Raw genomic sequence first — 16,432 nt, 5'->3', positions numbered from 1 at the left:
GCCGACCAACGGTCGGCACCCACCAGAGGGGTTGCCATGGATGTAGAGCCGAGCCCATGCTCGGCTCAGTGCCAACCAAGGTTGGCAGCTACCTCGGCAACAGCGGCAGCAGCAGCGCGTGGGCGTCCACCAGCGAGCCGACGATGCGGTGGCCCAGCGCGCGCAGTTCTTCATCGGGATGCACCAGGTCCGGCACCTGGATCACGGTCATGCCCGCAGCCAGTGCGGCACGCGTGCCGGCCGGGGAATCCTCCAGCGCCAGGCAGCGTTCCGGTGCCTTGCCCAGCCGCTGCGCGGCCAGCAGGTAGATGTCCGGTGCCGGCTTGGCCCGCGCCACGTCGCCACCGGCGATCACCGCATCGAAGTACGGCAGCAGCCCGGTCGCCGCCAGCTTGCGGTTGGCCCGCGGCTGTCGGGTCGAGGTCGCCACCGCACGCGGCACCGCGTGCGACTTCAACAACTCAAGCAGTTCCAGGATGCCCGGGCGCAGCGGCAACCCTGTCTGCGTGCGTTCCTCGTACAGATCATGGCAACGCGCGGCCAAGGCCTCGATCATGCTGTCTTCGATGCCCTGCTGGCGCAGCAGCGCCTGGCTGTCGCGGTCGCCAAGACCGACCATGCGCACGAAGAAGCTGGCATCCAGCGGCAGGCCAAATTCCTCCGCCGCTTCGCTCCAGCAGGCAAGCGACACGCGCTCGCTGTCGATCATCAGGCCGTCCATGTCGAAGATGACGGCGTCGGGCAGGAACGGCAGCGCAGCGATGGAGGTCATGGAGCGAACAACGTATCCAGGTCGGTGGAGGTCAGCAGCCGCCATTGCCCTTCGGCCAGTCCCTGCAGGTCCAGGCCACCAACACGGCTGCGATGCAGTGCCTGCACGTGGTTGCCTGCGGCAGCGAACATGCGGCGTACCTGATGGTAGCGGCCTTCGTGCAGTATCAGGCGCGCCTTGCGCGGCCCGAGCACCTGCAGTTCAGCCGGCAGCAGGGGCGTCTTCTCCGCTTCCAGCATCAGCGTGCCGCTGGCAAACAGCGCCACCTCGTCACCACGCAGGTCGTCGGCCAGCTCCACTTCGTAGACCTTGGGCAGCTTCGACTTCGGCGAAATGATCCGGTGCAGCAGGTTGCCGTCGTCGGTCAGCAGCAACAGGCCGCTGGTCTCGCGGTCCAGGCGGCCGACGGTGGACAGCACCGGGTCGCGGTCGCGGAAGCGCGGCGGCAGCAGGTCGTAGATCAGGCGGCCCTTGTCCTTGGTCGAACAGGTGTAGCCGGCCGGCTTGTACATCGCCAGCGACAGGCCCACCGGCGGGTCCAGCGGCTCGCCATCGACGCGCACCGCTTCATGCGGCACCTGGTCGTCGGCATACAGCACCTCGCCGTCGGCGTCGGTGACGCGGCCTTCGCGGAACATCCACTGCACCTGCTTGCGGCTACCGTAGCCGAGGTTGGCGATGAGCTTGACCAGTTTCACCGGGCCTTCCCCTTGCCCTTCACTGCCTCGACCAGCTTGAAGCCATCGCGCTCGGCAACCACGCGCACCGCGCCGAAGCTCTCGTTGAGCGTGTACTCGTACGGCAGGTGACGGTTGGCCACCACGTACAGGCGCCCGCCCGGGCGCAGCGCCTGCGCGGCCACGGCGATGAAGCGCTGGCCGATGTCCGGACGGTCCGCACGCGAGGGGGTGTGGAACGGCGGGTTGCTGATGATGACGTCGTAGTCCGGCTCGATACCGGCGGTGACGTCGCGCCACAGGAAGCGCAGCGGTACCGGGCGCGGCGGCGGCGCCAGATTGAGTTCGGCCAGGTCCAGCGCGCGCTTCTCGGCCTCGTACAGGTCCAGCGCGGTGATCTTCGGGCAGCGCTCCAGCAGCTCGCGCGACAGGTAGCCGTAACCGGCACCGAGGTCGGCCGCACGCCCGGCCAGGTCGGCCGGCAGATGTTCGGCAAGCAGCGCCGAGGCCGGGTCGATGCGGTCCCAGGCGAACACGCCCGGGCGGCTGAGGAAACGGCCGCCGACGATCGGCCGCACTGCGTCCAGGCTGCCCCAGCGCTTGGCCACGTCCGCATCGTGCTGGCCCTGCAACGGCGCGGTCCAGAACACGCGGCAGTGGTTCTTGGTCAGGCTGCCGCCGAGGCCGGCCAACTGCTTGAGGTCGCCTTCGCCGGAGCGGGCGCCTTCGTTGTTGTGCTGGCAGGCCACGATGCGGCCACCCTCGGCGACCAGCGCCAGGGCGCGGGCGAACAGCGCGCGGGCTTCCTCGCGCTGGCGCGGCGGCAGCACCAGCACCAGCGGGTAACGGCCGCGGCCGGCAACATCATCCAGCTGGCCGCTGACGGTCCAGCCAGCGGCCTGCTGCAGCGGCTGCGCGAACGGGGCGAAGCTCTGCTCGCAGTCGACCTCGCGGCCGCCGGCCTGCTCGCGCAGGGGCCAGCCGTCACGGGCGCGCAGGAAGGCCACCGGACCCTCCGGCCAGCGCAGGGCGCCGCTGGAGAACGGCAGGAACAAGGTCTGCAGGGGGGCGTCGTCGCTGGATGCCATCGGCGCGGGTACTGGAAGCGTGAGGGCCGTCCATTGTACCGGCTTGTCCGGCCCGGCCCCGGCCGCCGCTTTGCGAAACTTCAACGTTGCCTTGATGCCGCAGCAACATGCCAGCGTTCAGGGTAGAAGCTCCCCCGCAACTCCTGGAGATCCTGCATGCGCGCCTTGTTCGTCGGAGGTGTTGTCGACAACAGTGAAATGGACCTGGAAGGCAGCCATCCCCCCGTGCATTACCCGGAGGACACCGGCGGCGGCCATTCCCGCTACCGCCTGCACCAGGTCGGCCACGGCGCCGATGGCAGCGTGGCCTACGCCGTCTATGGCGCGCCGGACCTGGCAGACGATGAAGTGACCCGGGTAGCCGAGGAGCGCGCCTATGCGCGCAGGTTCGAGGCGACGGCAACGCTGTTCGAGCATTGATAGGCCTGTAGCGCCCGAGCCAATGCTCGGGCGGCGGCGCAGCCGCGCGGACGGCAGCCGAGCATGGGCTCGGCTCTACATCGGATCAAGGCGCCGTGGGCGGCAGCTCGCGGATGCTGGCGATTTCATCCAGCCACACGTGATGCTGCTGCACCGGTGTATCGAGATCGTCCAGCCGCAGCTGGCCGTTGCTGCCTTCGTCGCCGGCCTCGTTGCGGTACTGCTGCAGCGTCGGCTGCACCGCGACCGTGCCCAGTAGGCGGCGGCCGTCGTGCAGGGTCAGCTGCACCTGAGTTTCCCCGTGCAACTGCGGCAGCAGGGCTTCCAGGCGCGCGATCTGCGCGGCATCGGTATGGATCCGGGGAGCAATACGGGACATCGACAACCTCCTGCGTGCAGACGTGCAGGGTCGCCGATTGGCCGTGAATGCTCAGTGCAGCAGGCTGTCCCCGCGCGTGGCCTGCACGCGCCGCACCACACCCACCAACTGGGCCACCGAATACGGCTTGGCCACATGCTCCTGGAAGCCCGAGGCCAACGCACGGCGACGGTCATCAGCACGCGCCAGTGCCGTCACCGCCACCGCAGGCAATGCCGTGGCATCCACGCCCAGGTCCTCGCGCAGCGTGCTCACCAGGCCATAGCCATCCATGCCCGGCATGCCGATGTCGGTCAGCAGCACGTGGTACTGCAGGTGGCCATTGTCGGCCAGCAGCGCCAGTGCCTCGCCCGCAGAGCTGGCCGCGGACACGCTGGCGCCCTGCTCTTCCAGCATGCGCCGCAGGTACTCCAGCACTTCTGGCTGGTCTTCCACGGCCAGCACATGCAGGCCGCGCAACGGGTACGGTTCGACCACCATCGGTTCCAGGATCGGACCGCTGACGACCTCACGCAGCGGACGCCGTTCGGCATCGGGCAGGTGCTGTGGCAGGCGCACGGTGAAGGTGGCGCCGTGACCATGGCCATCGCTGGCCGCACTGACCGTACCGCCGTGCAGTTCTACCAGCTGCTGCACGATCGCCAGGCCCAGGCCCAGACCGCCATGACGGCGGGTGGTGGTGCCGTCGGCCTGGCGGAAGCGGCTGAACAGATGGTTCAGGAACTCCGGTGCGATGCCGTCGCCGATATCACGCACGGTGATCGTCCAATAGTTGCCATCGGCCTGCAGCTGCACATCGATGCGGCCCTCGGCCGGGGTGAACTTGATCGCGTTGGACAGCAGATTCCAGAACACCTGCTGCAGCCGGGTGGCATCGCCCAGCACCTGGCACGCCTGCGGCGGCAGCTGCAGGGTGACGTCCAGCGCCTTGCCCTCGGCCACCAGCTCCTGCGCGCCCATCGCTTCGTTCAACTGGTCGCGCAGATCCAGCACTTCCACTTCCAGCTGCACCTTGCCCAGCAGCATGCTGCTGAGATCGAGCATGTCCGAGATCAACCGCTTCTGCGCGGTGGCGCTGTTGGCGATCACGCCCAGGCCCTTGTACAGCGGACTGGTGGAATCCACGCGCTGCAGCAGCAGTTCGCTCCAGCCCAGGATCGTGGTCAGCGGCGTGCGCAGCTCATGCGACAGCGTGGCCAGGAATTCATCCTTCAGCCGCGCCATGTTCTCCGCGGCACTGCGTGCGGCGCGCTCGGACTGCAGCAGCTCCTCACGCGCCAGTTCGATCTCGCGACGCTCGGTGACGTCCGGGCTGCTACCGGCCAGACCGATGAAACGACCCATCCGCGAGAAGCGCGGACGGGCGTTCATTTCCAGCCAGCGCCACTGCCCATCGGCGCGACGGGCGCGTACCAGAGCATGCATCGAACGCTGCGCTTTCAGCGCTTCCTGCAGTTCGTATTCGAACACCGACGCATCGTCGGGATGCACCAGACCGCGCCAGACATCTTCCGGCACGCGGTTCTCGTCGCCGCCGAAGAACTCGCTGAAGGCACTGTTGACGAAGCGGGCGTGGCCGCGCTCGTCCAGCACCCACACCGGCATCGGCAAACCATCGGCCAGTGCACTGAAACGCGCCTCGCTCTCGCCCAGCTCCACTTCCATCTGCTTGCGCGCGGTCACATCGAAGAACAGCACGCCCACCAGGTCATCGCCCGGCCGGCCGACACGCACCGCATCCACCGCGAACGAACGCCCGAGGGCACGGGCGTCCATCTCGAACTGCGCCGGTCGCCCGGTCCGCGCCACTTCGCCGTAGATCCGGAACCAGTCGCCTTCGTGCTGTGGCTCCAGCGCGCTCATGCGCTTGCCGCAGGCATCCTTCAGGCCGGTATGGCGCTCGAAGGCGTCGTTGACCTCGAGGAAGCGGTAATCGATCGCCTCGTCGCCGTCGAACAGCACCTGGATCACACAGAAACCTGCGTGGATGCGCTCAAGCACGCCATGGTGCAGGTCGGGTTCGGGCGTCGGCACCATCAAGGGTGAGCGCTCCACGAGGGGCGGCAATGTGGACAAGGGCGTGGGGAAGAAAAGACCGGATGGAGGTACAGCATCTTCCAGAGCGCGTATTCACAGCGTCAAGCGCCGTCAGTCAGGGTTGACGACCATGAATTGGCGGCAACTGCTGACGCATTTGACGCTCTTGGCCATTGCTGCGGCCCTGCGGCGGGATCACACTCGATCCGAGATCATCATCCTCCCCGCTTCGGGGACGCAGGAGACTGCCATGAAAGGTTCGCTTTCAACCGCCCTGCTGCTGGCCGGCATGCTTGCCGTGGGCAGCGTGGCCGCCGCGCCGCGGACGGTAACAGCGCCCGACGCGCCGCGCGCGCTGCAGGCCGATGGCCCGGTCAGCGTGAAGTGGGACGATCCGGCAAAATTCACCGAGCTCCGCCAGAGCAGCAACCGCTTCGAGGCTGAACGCGGTGACTGGGTGCAGCAGCTGGCACGCTACGTACAGACCAGCGCCGCCAAGCCGCTGCAGGCCGGGCAGACGCTGGACGTGACCCTGGTCGATATCAAGCGCGCGGGCGACTACGAGCCGTGGCACGGCCCGCGTGGCAGCGATATCCGGATCATGCGCGACATCTACCCGCCGCGGATCACCCTGCAGTACACGCTGAAGGACGCCAGCGGGCGCATCATCGATGAAGGCGACGCCCGCCTGAGCGACAGCGGCTACCTGCACAACATCGGCCTGAAGAGCGATACCGATCCGTTGCGCTATGAGAAGCGCCTGATCGACGACTGGGTGAAGCGTCAGCTGACCTCGCGCGTCACCGCTGCCCGGTAACCCCGCGCAGCGCGACGACCCACCGGTAGGTGTCGACCTTGGTCGACACACATTCACGGCGCCGACCAAGGTTTGATCGATCCGGTAGGTGTCGACCTTGGTCGACACACATTCACGGCGCCGACCAAGGTCGGCCGCTACCAGCGGCCGGTCAATCCTGGTAGACACGTGCCACGCGTTTGACGCCACACGGCAGCTGGTAGGCACTGACACCGCAGCGCGGGGCCAGCTCGGACAGCGTCGGCGCTGTGCCCCACAGTTCCACCACGCTGCCGACGCCGGCCTGCGCATGTGCGGTCAGGTCCACGGTCAGCATGTCCATCGACACGCGGCCGATCAGCCCACCGGGTTGGCCATCGATCAGCACCGGGGTGCCATTGGGCGCGAACTGCGGATAGCCATCGGCATAGCCCAGTGCGACCACGCCCACGCGTGTGCGTGCCTTGGCCACGAAGCGCGCACCGTAGCCGACCGGCTCACCGGCCTCGATCCAGCGCTCGGCGATCACCTTGGACTGCATCGTCATCACCGGGCGCAGGCGCGCGGTCAGCTCGCTGTTGTCCGGCAGCGGGTTTGCCCCGTACAGCATCAGGCCCGGGCGTACCCAGTCACTACGTACGTCCGGCCAGCCCAGCAGTGCTGGCGAATTGCAGACGCTGGTCTCACCTTGCAGGCCTTCGATGGCCTCGACGAAGGTGGCGGCCTGCTCATGGGTACGCTCGCTGTCCAGCTCGTCGGCGCGTGCCAGGTGGGTCATCAGTACGATGCGCGCCACCTGCGGCAATGCAGACAGACGTGCGTGCGCGGCGCGGAAACCGGCGACGTCCAGGCCCAGCCGGTGCATGCCACTGTCCAGCTTCAGCCACACCGTCAGCGGACGCGGGCTGTCGAACGCGGCCAGTGCTTCCAGCTGCCACGGCGAACCCACCGAGAACCACAGGTCATGCTCGGCCACCAGCGCCATTTCGCTGGCCTCGAAGATGCCTTCCAGCAGCAGGATCGGTGCACGGATACCGGCTTGGCGCAGCTCCAGTGCCTCTTCGATCGTGGCCACGCCGAAGCCGTCGGCCTCGCCTTCCAGTGCCTGCGCGCAGCGCACTGCACCGTGGCCATAGGCATCGGCCTTGATGATCGCCAGCGCCTTGCCACCGCCCAGTTCACGGGCCAGGCGGTAGTTGCTGCGCAGTGCGCCCAGATCGATCAGCGCGCGGGCAGGACGCATGTGCGGTTCTCATGTTGCGGGGCGTGGCGGTACTGGCCGTAGCGGAAGATATCCAGGCCTTCGGTGCTGATCTGCGGCTGACGCGCGCTCATCAGGTCGGCCAGGTAGCGGCCCGAGCCGCAGGCCATGGTCCAGCCCAGCGTGCCATGGCCGGTGTTGAGGAACAGGTTGCGGAACGGCGTGGCGCCGATCACCGGCGTACCGTCGGGCGTGGCCGGGCGCAGGCCGGTCCAGAACTCGGCCTTGGCCAGGTCACCGCCCTTCGGGTACAGATCGCGCACCACCAGCTCCAGCGTCTCGCGGCGGCGCGGCGACAGTGACAGGTCGAAACCAGCCACTTCGGCCATGCCGCCGACGCGGATGCGGTTGTCGAAGCGGGTCACCGCAACCTTGTAGCTCTCATCGAGGATGGTCGAGGTCGGCGCCATCGCCGGGTCGGTGATCGGCAGGGTCAACGAGTAGCCCTTCAGCGGATACACCGGCAGGCGCATGCCCAGCGGCGCAACCAGCGCCGGCGAATAGCTGCCCAGTGCGACCACGAAGCGGTCCGCGGTTTCCAGCTTGCCGCCGATGCGTACGCCGGTGATGCGGTCACCGTCGAATTCCACGCCGGTGATGTCCTGGTCGTAGCGGAACTCGACACCCGCTTCGGCCGCCATCTGCGCCAGGCGGCGGGTGAACAGCTGGCAATCGCCGGTCTGGTCGCGCGGCAGGCGCAGCGCGCCCACCAGGCCATCGACGTGGGCCAGCGCGGGCTCGGCCTTGATGATGCCGGCGCGATCCAGCACTTCGTACGGCACGCCGTACTGGGCCAGGATCTCGATGTCCTGCGCCGAGGCATCCAGCTGCTGCTGGGTGCGGAACAGCTGGGTGGTGCCCAGGTCGCGCCCTTCGAAATCGATGCCGATCTGCGCACGCAGCTCGTTCAGGCAGTCGCGGCTGTACTCGGACATGCGCACCATGCGCGCCTTGTTGATCGCGTAGCGCTCGTGGGTGCAGTTGCGCAGCATCTGCCACAGCCAGCGGTACTGGGCCAGGTCCATGCCCGGCTTGATCGCCAGCGGCGCGTGCTTTTCGAACAGCCAGCCGATGGCCTTCTTCGGTACGCCCGGGGCGGCCCACGGCGAGGTGTAGCCGAAGGACAGCTGGCCGGCATTGGCGAAGCTGGTTTCCAGCGCGGGACCGGGCTGGCGGTCGACGACCGTGACTTCAAACCCGGCCTGTCGCAGGTACCAGGCACTGGTGGTGCCGATCACGCCGCTGCCGAGAACTAGGACTCGCATGGAAATTCTCCAACCCGATCATTCCCTGCATTTGGGTGCGCAGGGGCCATAATCGGGGAAGTATATTCTTCCGTTCCTAGGTGATTTGCCTGATTTTAGGAATGCAGGCAGGATATTTTCCTCTGATTCATTCCCCAAGGTTGACGGCCATGACCACCCGCCCCCGCGAACTGGACAAGATCGACCGCAAGATCCTGCGCATCCTGCAGGGCGAAGGCCGCATTTCCTTCACCGAGCTGGGCGAACGGGTCGGCCTGTCGACCACCCCGTGCACCGAGCGCGTGCGCCGGCTGGAGCGCGAAGCGGTGATCACCGGCTATCACGCCCACCTGGACCCGTCGGCGCTGAAAGCCAGCCTGCTGGTGTTCGTGGAGATCAGCCTGGCCTACAAATCCGGTGACATCTTCGAGGAGTTCCGGCGGGCGGCGCTGAAGCTGCCCAACGTACTGGAATGCCATCTGGTGTCGGGCGATTTCGATTACCTGCTGAAGGCACGGATCAGCGAGATGGCCTCCTATCGCAAGCTGCTTGGCAGCACCCTGCTGACCCTGCCGCATGTGCGTGAATCGAAGAGCTACATCGTGATGGAAGAGGTCAAGGAGACCTGGTCGCTGCCGATTCCCGATTGAGTCGGCGGGCGGCAGCGGGGCCAGACCCCGTAGCACGGACTCTGGCCCCTGGCTGCATCAGCGCTGCTGCGGGTTCTTCATGGAACCCTGTTGCGGGTTCTTCTTCTGCTGCTCGTTCGGCTGCTGTTGCTGTTGCTGCTGGCGCTGCTGTTCCTGCGGTGTTTTGCCCTGCTGTTCCTTGCCGGGATGACGGTTCTGCTGGTTGGCCATGATCGTATTCCAAGGGGACGAGGGAAGCGCGGCGGCGGGGATGCCGGCGCAGGTCCACCGTGGTCCTGGCACGGTTAATCGCAGGCGAAAAACGGGTGATGCGGGGCGTGCAGGGTGGGGGGCTGTTTTCCGGCGTTCATGTGGGTTTCCTGCCAACGGCTGAGCCCCTCGTGGCTGGGGCCTGGTGCGGCGCTGCGCGTTGGCCGGGCGGGTGGAGTCAGGCGGGGACGCCGTGAACCCGTCCTTGGGGGCTTGGCCGCGGCATCCATGCCGCGGACACCCCGCCTGCCCCCACCCGCCCGGCCTCTGACAGGTTCACGCGGGCTCCAGCCACGGAAAGAAGAAAAAAGAGCGACAGCGGGTCGCTGCGCTCTCTTTGGGTTGCGCGATTGGTTGCGGGCGCTGGGGTCAGCGCTTGATCTGCTGGCCGTCGCCGGTGGGTACGCTGTCGTAGTAGCGGCCGGTGCGCGAGTCGAACACGCGGTTGGGGCCGACCGGTTTGACGCCGGGAACGATGCGGCCGTTGCGGTCGTAGACCTTGTCCGGCAGTGCCGGTGCGGGCGTGGGGGTCACCTGGGCCGGGCCGGTCGAGCGGATCGGCTGGGCCGGCTGCGGCGAGGGCAGCACCTGCGGCTGCGGGCGCGATGCCTGCGGTGGCGGGGCTACAGGCGGCGGTGCCACCGTCGAGCTGCTGCGGGTAGTGGTCGGATTGCCGGTGGGAACCTGCGCCTGGGCGAGCAGAGGCAGCAGGGCCGACAACAGCAGGACAAGGCGGGGTTTCATGGCGCGCTCCGGGGTGGTCCACATGCACCCTGCGCCTGCCCCTGTGTGCCGGCCATGAACGGCCATCACACTTGCAAGCGCGTGCCGACACCCCCACGTCTGCGGCATCCCAGGCCACAACCCCACGGAGAGCCGGCATGAGCGCTTTCGATCTGACGCCCCCCACCGCCACGCAGACCGAAGCACTGGTCGCCGGGCTCAGCGCCGAGGAGCGCCGCGTGCTGCTGCAGCACGGCACCGAGGCGCCCTTCTGCGGGGTGTTCCTCGACAACAAGCGTGAGGGCGTCTACTGCTGCCGGCTGTGCGCGCTGCCGCTGTTCCGCTCCAGCACCAAGTTCGATTCGGGCACCGGCTGGCCCAGTTTCTTCGCTCCGTTCGACCCGGCACATGTGCGCGAGATCCGCGACAGCAGCCACGGCATGGTCCGCACCGAGATCACCTGCGCCCGCTGCGGCAGCCACCTGGGCCACGTATTCCCGGACGGTCCGCCGCCCACCTACGAGCGCCACTGCCTGAACTCGGTCTCACTTTCATTCACCGGCAACGGCGAGCCGTGGCCCGATCCGCTGCAGCGTGGCGGCGCGGAAGCCGGCGTGGCGGGCTGACACGCGCCGGAATGGCCCGCTGACCGACTTCACAGAATTCCCTCTTCAGAAACACCGGTGTCAGGCCGACAAGGAGATATCCCCCCTCCTTGCGTCGCGCCATGCTCATCATCGTTGGATTCCTGGTCGTCATCATCAGCGTGCTGGGCGGCTACCTCGGCGCACACGGCCGCCTTGGGGCGCTGTGGCAGCCTTACGAACTGGTCATCATCGGCGGTGCCGCGCTGGGTGCGTTCCTGGTCGGCACCCCGGCCAAGACGGTCAAGCAGACGCTGCAGGCCATGGTCGGCGTGTTCAAGGGCCCGCGCTACAAGCAGCAGGACTACATCGATGTCCTCAGCCTGGTGTACGAACTGCTCAACAAGGCCCGCCGTGAAGGCTTCATGGCGCTGGAAGACCACGTCGAGCGTCCGGCCGAAAGCGCGCTGTTCGGCAACTACCCGAAGGTGCAGGCCGACCACCACCTGATCGACTTCATCACCGACTGCCTGCGCCTGATGATCGGCAGCAACATCGAGCCGCACGAGCTGGAGCCGCTGCTGGAGCTGGAGCTGGAAAAGCACCACGCCGAAGCGATGGCGCCGTCGCAGGTACTGACCAAGGTTGCCGACGGCCTGCCCGGTTTCGGCATCGTGGCGGCGGTGCTGGGCATCGTCATCACCATGGGCTCGATCGGCGGCGACATCGTCGAAGTGGGTGGCCATGTGGCCGGCGCGCTGGTCGGCACCTTCCTCGGCATCCTGCTGGGCTACGGCTTCGTCGGCCCGATGGCGTCGGCGATGGAAGCCCGCGCCGAGCAGGACAGCCGCATCTACGAGTCGGTGAAGACCGCCCTGCTGGCCTGCCTGCGCGGCTACAACCCGAAGATCGCGCTGGAGTTCGCCCGCAAGACGCTGCCGTCGAACGTGCGCCCGGCGTTCTCCGACTTCGAGCAGCACCTGAAGACGGTCAAGTAAGCCATGGCCGAGACCAAGCCCACCGTCATCGTCCGCCGGGTCAAGAAGGCCGGCCACGCCGCCCACCACGGCGGTTCGTGGAAGGTGGCCTATGCCGACTTCGTGACCGCGATGATGGCCTTCTTCCTGGTGCTGTGGCTGATGGCCAGCACCAGCAAGCCCGAGCGCGCGGCCATTTCCGAATACTTCCGCAACCCCAGCCCGCTGGTCGGCTCCAGCGCGACGCCTGCACCGGGCATGGCCGGACCGGGCGGCGCCAGTACCTCGATGATCAAGCTGGGCGGCGCCACCGACGTCTCGCGCGGCAACAGCAACGATCCCTTCCAGAACCAGCAGAAGGCGATACCGCAGCCGGTGGACGAACAGCAGCGCGACAAGCAGCAGCTGGAAGCGCTGATGAAGGAGCTGCAGGAGGCGATCAGCCGCAGCCAGGCGCTGGAACCGTTCAAGGACCAGCTGCTGCTGGACCTGACCCCGGAAGGCCTGCGCATCCAGATCGTGGACAAGCAGAACCGGCCGATGTTCGACCTCGGCAGCGCCACCCTGAAGCCGTACACACAGCAGATCCTGCACGAGCTGGCCGAGTACCTGAACCACGTGCCGAACCGGATCAGCCTGACCGGCCACACCGACATCACCGCCTATTCGGCCGCACGCGGCTACGGCAACTGGGAACTGAGCGCCGACCGCGCCAATGCCGCGCGCCGCGCGCTGATCGATGGCGGCATGGACGACAGCAAGATCACCCGCGTGGTCGGCCTGTCTTCGTCGGTGCTGTTCGACAGGACCGACCCGCAGAACCCGATCAACCGCCGCATCAGCATCGTGGTGATGACCAAGGCCGCCGAGGAAGCCGCACTGGCCGGTGCCGGGCCGCAGGTGGGCCTGTCGGCGCCCACCGTGGATCCGGACGTGCAGGCCGCGCAGGGGCAGGCCGGGGTCGGATCCCTTTCTGCTGGAAAGGGCTCTGCCCCCTGACCGGTTTCTGCCGGGCATGGCCCGGCGCTACCGGATCCCAACGCCCAAAGGTAGCGCCGGGCCATGCCCGGCGAGCGCGCAGCGCGGCACCCAGTACAATGGCGGTCTTTCCGATTTCAGGTGATCCCTCCCCATGTCCCAGTCCTCCAAGGCCAAGCGCGACAAGCGCAAGAAGCAGCAGGCCAAGCGCCCGTTCCTCCGTCTGAACGCCCAGCAGCAGGTGCAGAACCATGCCGTGCTGGTCAACGAAGACGGCCAGGCCGTGGCCGCCATCGGCCTGCAGGGCCGCGAGTGGCTGCTGGCAATCGGTGGCCAGACCATGGGCAACGCCGACAACCCGGTGCCGATGCTGGCCATGCTCAAGCACCTGTCCAACGTGCAGGAAGCCGAAGGCCGCAAGGTCACCCTGGAATATTCCGAGCTGATGCAGAAGCTGCTCGACACCCTGGCCGAAGAAGCAGGCCAGACCGGCGAGGAGTACCTGGACAAGCTGGTGGCAGAGTTCGCCAGCGAGCAGGCTGAAGACGCAGCGGCTGAAGACGCAGCGGCCGAAGGCGAAGCTGCCGACGAAGCGGCTGCGGATACTGCCGGCGCCGAAGGCGCTGCCGACGCGGAGGCCGCTACGGCCGCCGACGCCGACGGCAAGCCGCAGGCCTGATCCGGCTGCGGCGGTGTCGGTCTACGTCGATGACGCGGTGCATCCCTGGCGCGGCCAGCGCTGGGCGCACCTGATGGCCGATACCCTGGCCGAGCTGCACGCGATGGCGGCGCAGCTCGGCATTCCCCCACGGGCCTTTCAGAACAAGGCCAGTGGCGCGCACTACGATGTCACCGCTGAGCTGCGTGCGCAGGCGCTCGCGCTGGGCGCGGTGGCCATTTCCCGGCACGTGGATCGCGCGCAGGTGAAAGCGGTGATCGCCAATGCCAGGGCGCAGTACCGGCCGTAGGCGCTACCGGCGACTCTCAGAACGGGTCGCTGCCCAGCCGCACTTCCACGTTCAGCAGCGAGCACAGCGCCAGCAGGGCGTCGTCATCGCGGGTCAGCGCCATCCAGCCACTGAAGCCCTCGTTGCCGGCATCCACGCTCCACAGCGTGTAGTTGTGCTCGCGCAGGCGGTCGAAGGCAGTGCTCATCAGCTGCACGCCGTCCAGGTCTGCGGCGAAATCCTCATCGTCCAGGTCGCCACCCCAATCCAGCTGCAGGTTGAAGCGCGCTGACAGCTCGTTCACCGCCGACTGCAGCGAATCGAAGTCATCACGCTCCACCTCGAAGCCGGACTGCCAGGCGATGGCGGTGAACAGCGCCGGCAGCCAATCGCTGTCGGCTTCCAGCGGCTGGCCGTCCTCGGAGAGATGTTCGCGCCAGCGGTTGAACTGCTGCAGGGCCAGCTCTTCGTCGCCCGGATTGATCAGCACGAGCAGATTCCAGACCCGCGCCTCGAAGTCGTCCTCGTCGAAATCGTGGGCGTCTTCCTCGAAGTCGAAATAGTCGCTGTTGTCAGGCATGGCGGAACATCCTCGGGAGCAGGTGGGCATTCTACGGTTTATCCTGTACCGCTGAAGCCGGCCGTGGTGGCCGTCACTGTGAATGAAGCGATGAGCGATACCCCTCCCGACCACCTGGCGATCAACCCGGCCAGCCCCTTCCACGATGCGCAGGCCCTGGAGCGCGGCGTCGGCGTGCGCTTCAACGATGTCGAGCGCGACAACGTCGAGGAATACTCGGTCAGCGAAGGCTGGATCCGCGTGCAGGCCGGCAAGGCCCGCGACCGTCGCGGCAACCCGATGACCATCAAGGTCAAGGGCAAGGTCGAGGCTTACTTCCTGGAACAGAAGCCGGAATAAGGGCTGAAAGGTGTGCGGACCAAGGTCCGCACCTACCCGAGGTGCACGGTCACTCGCGCTTGCGCGATTCCAGCAGGTCGAGGTTGCGGATCAGCCGCCGTGCGATCTCGTCCGACACCACCCCGCGGCGGGTCAGCCGGAACAGTTCCTCGCGCTCGGCGTTGAGGCCGGCGCTGCGCAGCTGGCGGTAGCCGACCTCCATCCGGTTCACTTTCTCCGGGTCCACGTCGGGGTTGTCGCGGTCCAGATGCCGCTGGTACAGCATGCTCACCCGCGATGCGGCGTCGTTGTACAGCTGCACGTTTTCGGTGTTCTGGTTCAGCACCAGCTGCTGGCGCATGCGCTCCACGCCCGCCAACGCCGCCTTCGAGGACAGCTTGCGGGCCAGATCCTCTTCCTTGCGCTCACCCGAATCGGCCGGCAGCTGCAGGCCCTTCAACAGCTGCGGCAGCGCCACGCTGGCGCCGACCAGCGAGCACAGGATCACCGCGGCAGCCAGGAAGATCACCAGGTCGCGTGCCGGGAACGGGCTGCCATCGGGCAGGAACAACGGCAGCGTCAGCACGCCGGCCAAGGTGATCGCACCGCGCACGCCCGCCACCGAGGTGGCCACCACGATGCGCCAGTTCGGTGCCTCGCCATGCTCCAGGCCGCGGCGTCGCGCGCGCAGCAGGTTCCAGCGCAGCGACAGCCACACCCACAGCAGGCGCAGCGCGATCAGCGTCGCGTTGATCACCAGCACGTACACCAGCAGCCACCATGCGCTCTGGTGGCCGCTCTCGTTCATGGTGGTGGTGGCGCGTTCGACGATGCCCGGCAACTGCTCGCCCAGCAGCACGAACATGATGCCGTTGAAGCTGAACTGCAGCATGTTCCAGACGCCGGCGCGCTGCACGCGCATGCTGCCGGAGACACGGCCGGTCATTTCCACGTAGCTCATGGAAATACCCGCTGCGACCGCAGCGAGGATGCCCGAGGCGTTGATCTCTTCAGCCAGCAGGTACGCCGCGAACGGGATCAGCAGGTTGACCAGCATCGCCGCGCCCGGCTCTTCGCCGAAGCGGCGCCACAGCCAGCGCTGGAACGTGGACACGCCGAGGGTGACCGCCACGCCGACGGCCAGGCCGGCCACCGCCACCCACAGGAAGGTCAGCGAGGCGGTCGCCAACGAGAAGGTGCCGGTCATCACCGCCGCCACCGCGAAGCGGAAGCAGACCAGGCCGGAGGCATCGTTGAGCAGCGACTCGCCTTCCAGGATGTGCATCAGGCGCTTGGGGATCGGCGCCTTCGAAGCGATTGCACCAACCGCCACCGGGTCGGTCGGCGACACGATCGCGGCCAACGCGAAGCACACCGCCAGCGGCATCACCGGAATCATCCAGTGGATCAGCAGGCCGGCGCCGATCACGGTGAACACCACCAGCCCGAACGCCAGTTCGAGGATCGCGCCCTTGTCGCGGAACAGGCCCTGCTTGGGAATGCGCCAGCCATCGAGGAACAACAGTGGCGGCAGGAACAGCAGGAAGAACACTTCCGGTTCCAGCGCGTGGCCGCGGTTGAATACCCCGGCGATTACCGCACCGAGGCCGATCTGCACCAACGGCAGCGGCAACGAGAATGGCAGGACGCGAACCAGGTAACCGCTGGCGACAACGGCCACCAGCATCGCCAGGACGACTTCGATGGTGTGCATGCTTCTTCCACAGGAGCGGCGCGTGGGGCCGGAAAAAC

20 protein-coding genes are annotated in these 16,432 nt (G+C 67.4%); 9 read left to right on the top strand and 11 right to left on the bottom strand.

Going from position 1 to position 16,432, the window contains the following annotated elements:
• Positions 1 to 88 precede the first annotated feature (88 nt).
• Genes CR156_RS22285 through CR156_RS22275 form a run of 3 tightly spaced genes read right to left on the bottom strand, consistent with a single transcriptional unit; the run spans position 89 to position 2,537 of the window.
• Entirely contained in the window at positions 89 to 772 is a 684-nt protein-coding gene (locus CR156_RS22285; protein WP_100554636.1) for an HAD family hydrolase, read from the bottom strand.
• On the bottom strand, positions 769 to 1,470 hold the full coding sequence (locus CR156_RS22280; RefSeq protein ID WP_100554635.1) for a pseudouridine synthase: 702 nt from the start codon (positions 1,468 to 1,470) through the stop codon (positions 769 to 771). Before CR156_RS22280 ends, CR156_RS22285 begins: the two co-directional genes overlap by 4 nt.
• Entirely contained in the window at positions 1,467 to 2,537 is a 1,071-nt protein-coding gene (locus CR156_RS22275) for a class I SAM-dependent methyltransferase (protein ID WP_100462787.1), read from the bottom strand. The genes CR156_RS22280 and CR156_RS22275 overlap by 4 nt, the downstream gene beginning before the upstream one ends.
• Before the next feature lie 156 nt (positions 2,538 to 2,693).
• Here CR156_RS22275 and CR156_RS22270 point away from each other — a divergent pair, with 156 nt between their 5' ends.
• On the top strand, positions 2,694 to 2,957 hold the full coding sequence (locus CR156_RS22270; RefSeq protein ID WP_025878415.1) for a hypothetical protein: 264 nt from the start codon (positions 2,694 to 2,696) through the stop codon (positions 2,955 to 2,957).
• 85 nt (positions 2,958 to 3,042) lie between these two features.
• Here the strand turns inward: CR156_RS22270 and CR156_RS22265 are convergent, their stop codons facing one another.
• Both CR156_RS22265 and CR156_RS22260 read right to left on the bottom strand, forming a co-directional pair.
• A complete protein-coding gene (locus CR156_RS22265; protein WP_100554634.1) occupies positions 3,043 to 3,336 on the bottom strand; it encodes a DUF3247 family protein in 294 nt (97 codons plus the stop codon).
• A 51-nt stretch (positions 3,337 to 3,387) separates the two neighbouring features.
• Positions 3,388 to 5,373: an ATP-binding protein gene (locus CR156_RS22260; protein WP_243382191.1), complete on the bottom strand. Its 1,986-nt coding sequence runs from the start codon at positions 5,371 to 5,373 to the stop codon at positions 3,388 to 3,390.
• A 250-nt stretch (positions 5,374 to 5,623) separates the two neighbouring features.
• On the opposite strand from CR156_RS22260, the gene CR156_RS22255 reads away from it, so the two are divergent.
• Positions 5,624 to 6,190 (top strand): DUF3016 domain-containing protein, encoded by a 567-nt coding sequence (locus CR156_RS22255; protein ID WP_089238446.1) that lies wholly within the window; start codon positions 5,624 to 5,626, stop codon positions 6,188 to 6,190.
• A gap of 151 nt (positions 6,191 to 6,341) precedes the next feature.
• Here CR156_RS22255 and alr read toward each other — a convergent pair whose 3' ends face one another.
• Both alr and CR156_RS22245 read right to left on the bottom strand, forming a co-directional pair.
• On the bottom strand, positions 6,342 to 7,412 hold the full coding sequence (gene alr / locus CR156_RS22250) for an alanine racemase (protein ID WP_100554632.1): 1,071 nt from the start codon (positions 7,410 to 7,412) through the stop codon (positions 6,342 to 6,344).
• Complete coding sequence (locus CR156_RS22245) at positions 7,391 to 8,695, bottom strand: D-amino acid dehydrogenase (RefSeq protein ID WP_099821579.1); 1,305 nt, start codon at positions 8,693 to 8,695, stop codon at positions 7,391 to 7,393. Before CR156_RS22245 ends, alr begins: the two co-directional genes overlap by 22 nt.
• Positions 8,696 to 8,844: 149 nt before the next feature.
• Between CR156_RS22245 and CR156_RS22240 the strand changes: the two genes are divergently transcribed.
• Positions 8,845 to 9,324: an Lrp/AsnC ligand binding domain-containing protein gene (locus CR156_RS22240; RefSeq protein WP_089241164.1), complete on the top strand. Its 480-nt coding sequence runs from the start codon at positions 8,845 to 8,847 to the stop codon at positions 9,322 to 9,324.
• 57 nt (positions 9,325 to 9,381) lie between these two features.
• Here the strand turns inward: CR156_RS22240 and CR156_RS22235 are convergent, their stop codons facing one another.
• Positions 9,382 to 9,534, bottom strand: a complete 153-nt coding sequence (locus CR156_RS22235; protein WP_025878408.1) for a hypothetical protein — start codon at positions 9,532 to 9,534, stop codon at positions 9,382 to 9,384.
• 408 nt (positions 9,535 to 9,942) lie between these two features.
• Positions 9,943 to 10,317 carry a classical arabinogalactan protein 4 gene (locus CR156_RS22230; protein WP_100554685.1) on the bottom strand — a complete coding sequence of 125 codons (375 nt, stop codon included), beginning with the start codon at positions 10,315 to 10,317 and terminating at the stop codon, positions 9,943 to 9,945.
• A gap of 137 nt (positions 10,318 to 10,454) precedes the next feature.
• On the opposite strand from CR156_RS22230, the gene msrB reads away from it, so the two are divergent.
• The 5 genes from msrB to CR156_RS22205 all read left to right on the top strand — a co-directional run bounded on the left by msrB (position 10,455) and on the right by CR156_RS22205 (position 13,803).
• Complete coding sequence (gene msrB, locus CR156_RS22225; RefSeq protein ID WP_089238439.1) at positions 10,455 to 10,922, top strand: peptide-methionine (R)-S-oxide reductase MsrB; 468 nt, start codon at positions 10,455 to 10,457, stop codon at positions 10,920 to 10,922.
• A 101-nt stretch (positions 10,923 to 11,023) separates the two neighbouring features.
• On the top strand, positions 11,024 to 11,878 hold the full coding sequence (gene motA, locus CR156_RS22220) for a flagellar motor stator protein MotA (RefSeq protein ID WP_012509934.1): 855 nt from the start codon (positions 11,024 to 11,026) through the stop codon (positions 11,876 to 11,878).
• 3 nt (positions 11,879 to 11,881) lie between these two features.
• On the top strand, positions 11,882 to 12,856 hold the full coding sequence (gene motB, locus CR156_RS22215) for a flagellar motor protein MotB (RefSeq protein ID WP_100554631.1): 975 nt from the start codon (positions 11,882 to 11,884) through the stop codon (positions 12,854 to 12,856).
• 133 nt (positions 12,857 to 12,989) lie between these two features.
• Positions 12,990 to 13,514 (top strand): hypothetical protein, encoded by a 525-nt coding sequence (locus tag CR156_RS22210; RefSeq protein ID WP_100554630.1) that lies wholly within the window; start codon positions 12,990 to 12,992, stop codon positions 13,512 to 13,514.
• 13 nt (positions 13,515 to 13,527) lie between these two features.
• The gene (locus tag CR156_RS22205; protein WP_059065859.1) at positions 13,528 to 13,803 is read left to right on the top strand and encodes a DUF4031 domain-containing protein; all 276 of its coding nucleotides are present in this window, start codon (positions 13,528 to 13,530) and stop codon (positions 13,801 to 13,803) included.
• 16 nt (positions 13,804 to 13,819) lie between these two features.
• Here the strand turns inward: CR156_RS22205 and CR156_RS22200 are convergent, their stop codons facing one another.
• Positions 13,820 to 14,362, bottom strand: a complete 543-nt coding sequence (locus CR156_RS22200; protein ID WP_089238429.1) for a DUF6630 family protein — start codon at positions 14,360 to 14,362, stop codon at positions 13,820 to 13,822.
• A gap of 90 nt (positions 14,363 to 14,452) precedes the next feature.
• On the opposite strand from CR156_RS22200, the gene CR156_RS22195 reads away from it, so the two are divergent.
• Entirely contained in the window at positions 14,453 to 14,701 is a 249-nt protein-coding gene (locus CR156_RS22195) for a DUF3297 family protein (RefSeq protein WP_025878401.1), read from the top strand.
• A gap of 49 nt (positions 14,702 to 14,750) precedes the next feature.
• Here CR156_RS22195 and CR156_RS22190 read toward each other — a convergent pair whose 3' ends face one another.
• The gene (locus CR156_RS22190) at positions 14,751 to 16,394 is read right to left on the bottom strand and encodes a Na+/H+ antiporter (RefSeq protein ID WP_100554629.1); all 1,644 of its coding nucleotides are present in this window, start codon (positions 16,392 to 16,394) and stop codon (positions 14,751 to 14,753) included.
• Positions 16,395 to 16,432 lie beyond the last annotated feature (38 nt).

The sequence above is a fragment of the Stenotrophomonas lactitubi genome (genome assembly GCF_002803515.1).
GTDB classification, from domain to species: domain Bacteria; phylum Pseudomonadota; class Gammaproteobacteria; order Xanthomonadales; family Xanthomonadaceae; genus Stenotrophomonas; species Stenotrophomonas lactitubi.
The sequence above is the reverse complement of the archived record's forward strand: the minus strand, read 5'-3'. Positions and strand labels throughout refer to the sequence as shown.

Bases quoted from the DNA above. Each gene is read 5' to 3' on its own strand.
- CR156_RS22285 (WP_100554636.1), bottom strand. From the start codon at position 772: ATGACCTCCATCGCTGCGCTGCCGTTCCTGCCCGACGCCGTCATCTTC.
- CR156_RS22275 (WP_100462787.1), bottom strand. From the start codon at position 2,537: ATGGCATCCAGCGACGACGCCCCCCTGCAGACCTTGTTCCTGCCGTTC.
- CR156_RS22270 (WP_025878415.1), top strand. From the start codon at position 2,694: ATGCGCGCCTTGTTCGTCGGAGGTGTTGTCGACAACAGTGAAATGGAC.
- CR156_RS22265 (WP_100554634.1), bottom strand. From the start codon at position 3,336: ATGTCCCGTATTGCTCCCCGGATCCATACCGATGCCGCGCAGATCGCG.
- CR156_RS22260 (WP_243382191.1), bottom strand. From the start codon at position 5,373: ATGGTGCCGACGCCCGAACCCGACCTGCACCATGGCGTGCTTGAGCGC.
- CR156_RS22255 (WP_089238446.1), top strand. From the start codon at position 5,624: ATGAAAGGTTCGCTTTCAACCGCCCTGCTGCTGGCCGGCATGCTTGCC.
- alr (WP_100554632.1), bottom strand. From the start codon at position 7,412: ATGCGTCCTGCCCGCGCGCTGATCGATCTGGGCGCACTGCGCAGCAAC.
- CR156_RS22245 (WP_099821579.1), bottom strand. From the start codon at position 8,695: ATGCGAGTCCTAGTTCTCGGCAGCGGCGTGATCGGCACCACCAGTGCC.
- CR156_RS22240 (WP_089241164.1), top strand. From the start codon at position 8,845: ATGACCACCCGCCCCCGCGAACTGGACAAGATCGACCGCAAGATCCTG.
- CR156_RS22235 (WP_025878408.1), bottom strand. From the start codon at position 9,534: ATGGCCAACCAGCAGAACCGTCATCCCGGCAAGGAACAGCAGGGCAAA.
- CR156_RS22230 (WP_100554685.1), bottom strand. From the start codon at position 10,317: ATGAAACCCCGCCTTGTCCTGCTGTTGTCGGCCCTGCTGCCTCTGCTC.
- msrB (WP_089238439.1), top strand. From the start codon at position 10,455: ATGAGCGCTTTCGATCTGACGCCCCCCACCGCCACGCAGACCGAAGCA.
- motA (WP_012509934.1), top strand. From the start codon at position 11,024: ATGCTCATCATCGTTGGATTCCTGGTCGTCATCATCAGCGTGCTGGGC.
- motB (WP_100554631.1), top strand. From the start codon at position 11,882: ATGGCCGAGACCAAGCCCACCGTCATCGTCCGCCGGGTCAAGAAGGCC.
- CR156_RS22210 (WP_100554630.1), top strand. From the start codon at position 12,990: ATGTCCCAGTCCTCCAAGGCCAAGCGCGACAAGCGCAAGAAGCAGCAG.
- CR156_RS22200 (WP_089238429.1), bottom strand. From the start codon at position 14,362: ATGCCTGACAACAGCGACTATTTCGACTTCGAGGAAGACGCCCACGAT.
- CR156_RS22195 (WP_025878401.1), top strand. From the start codon at position 14,453: ATGAGCGATACCCCTCCCGACCACCTGGCGATCAACCCGGCCAGCCCC.
- CR156_RS22190 (WP_100554629.1), bottom strand. From the start codon at position 16,394: ATGCACACCATCGAAGTCGTCCTGGCGATGCTGGTGGCCGTTGTCGCC.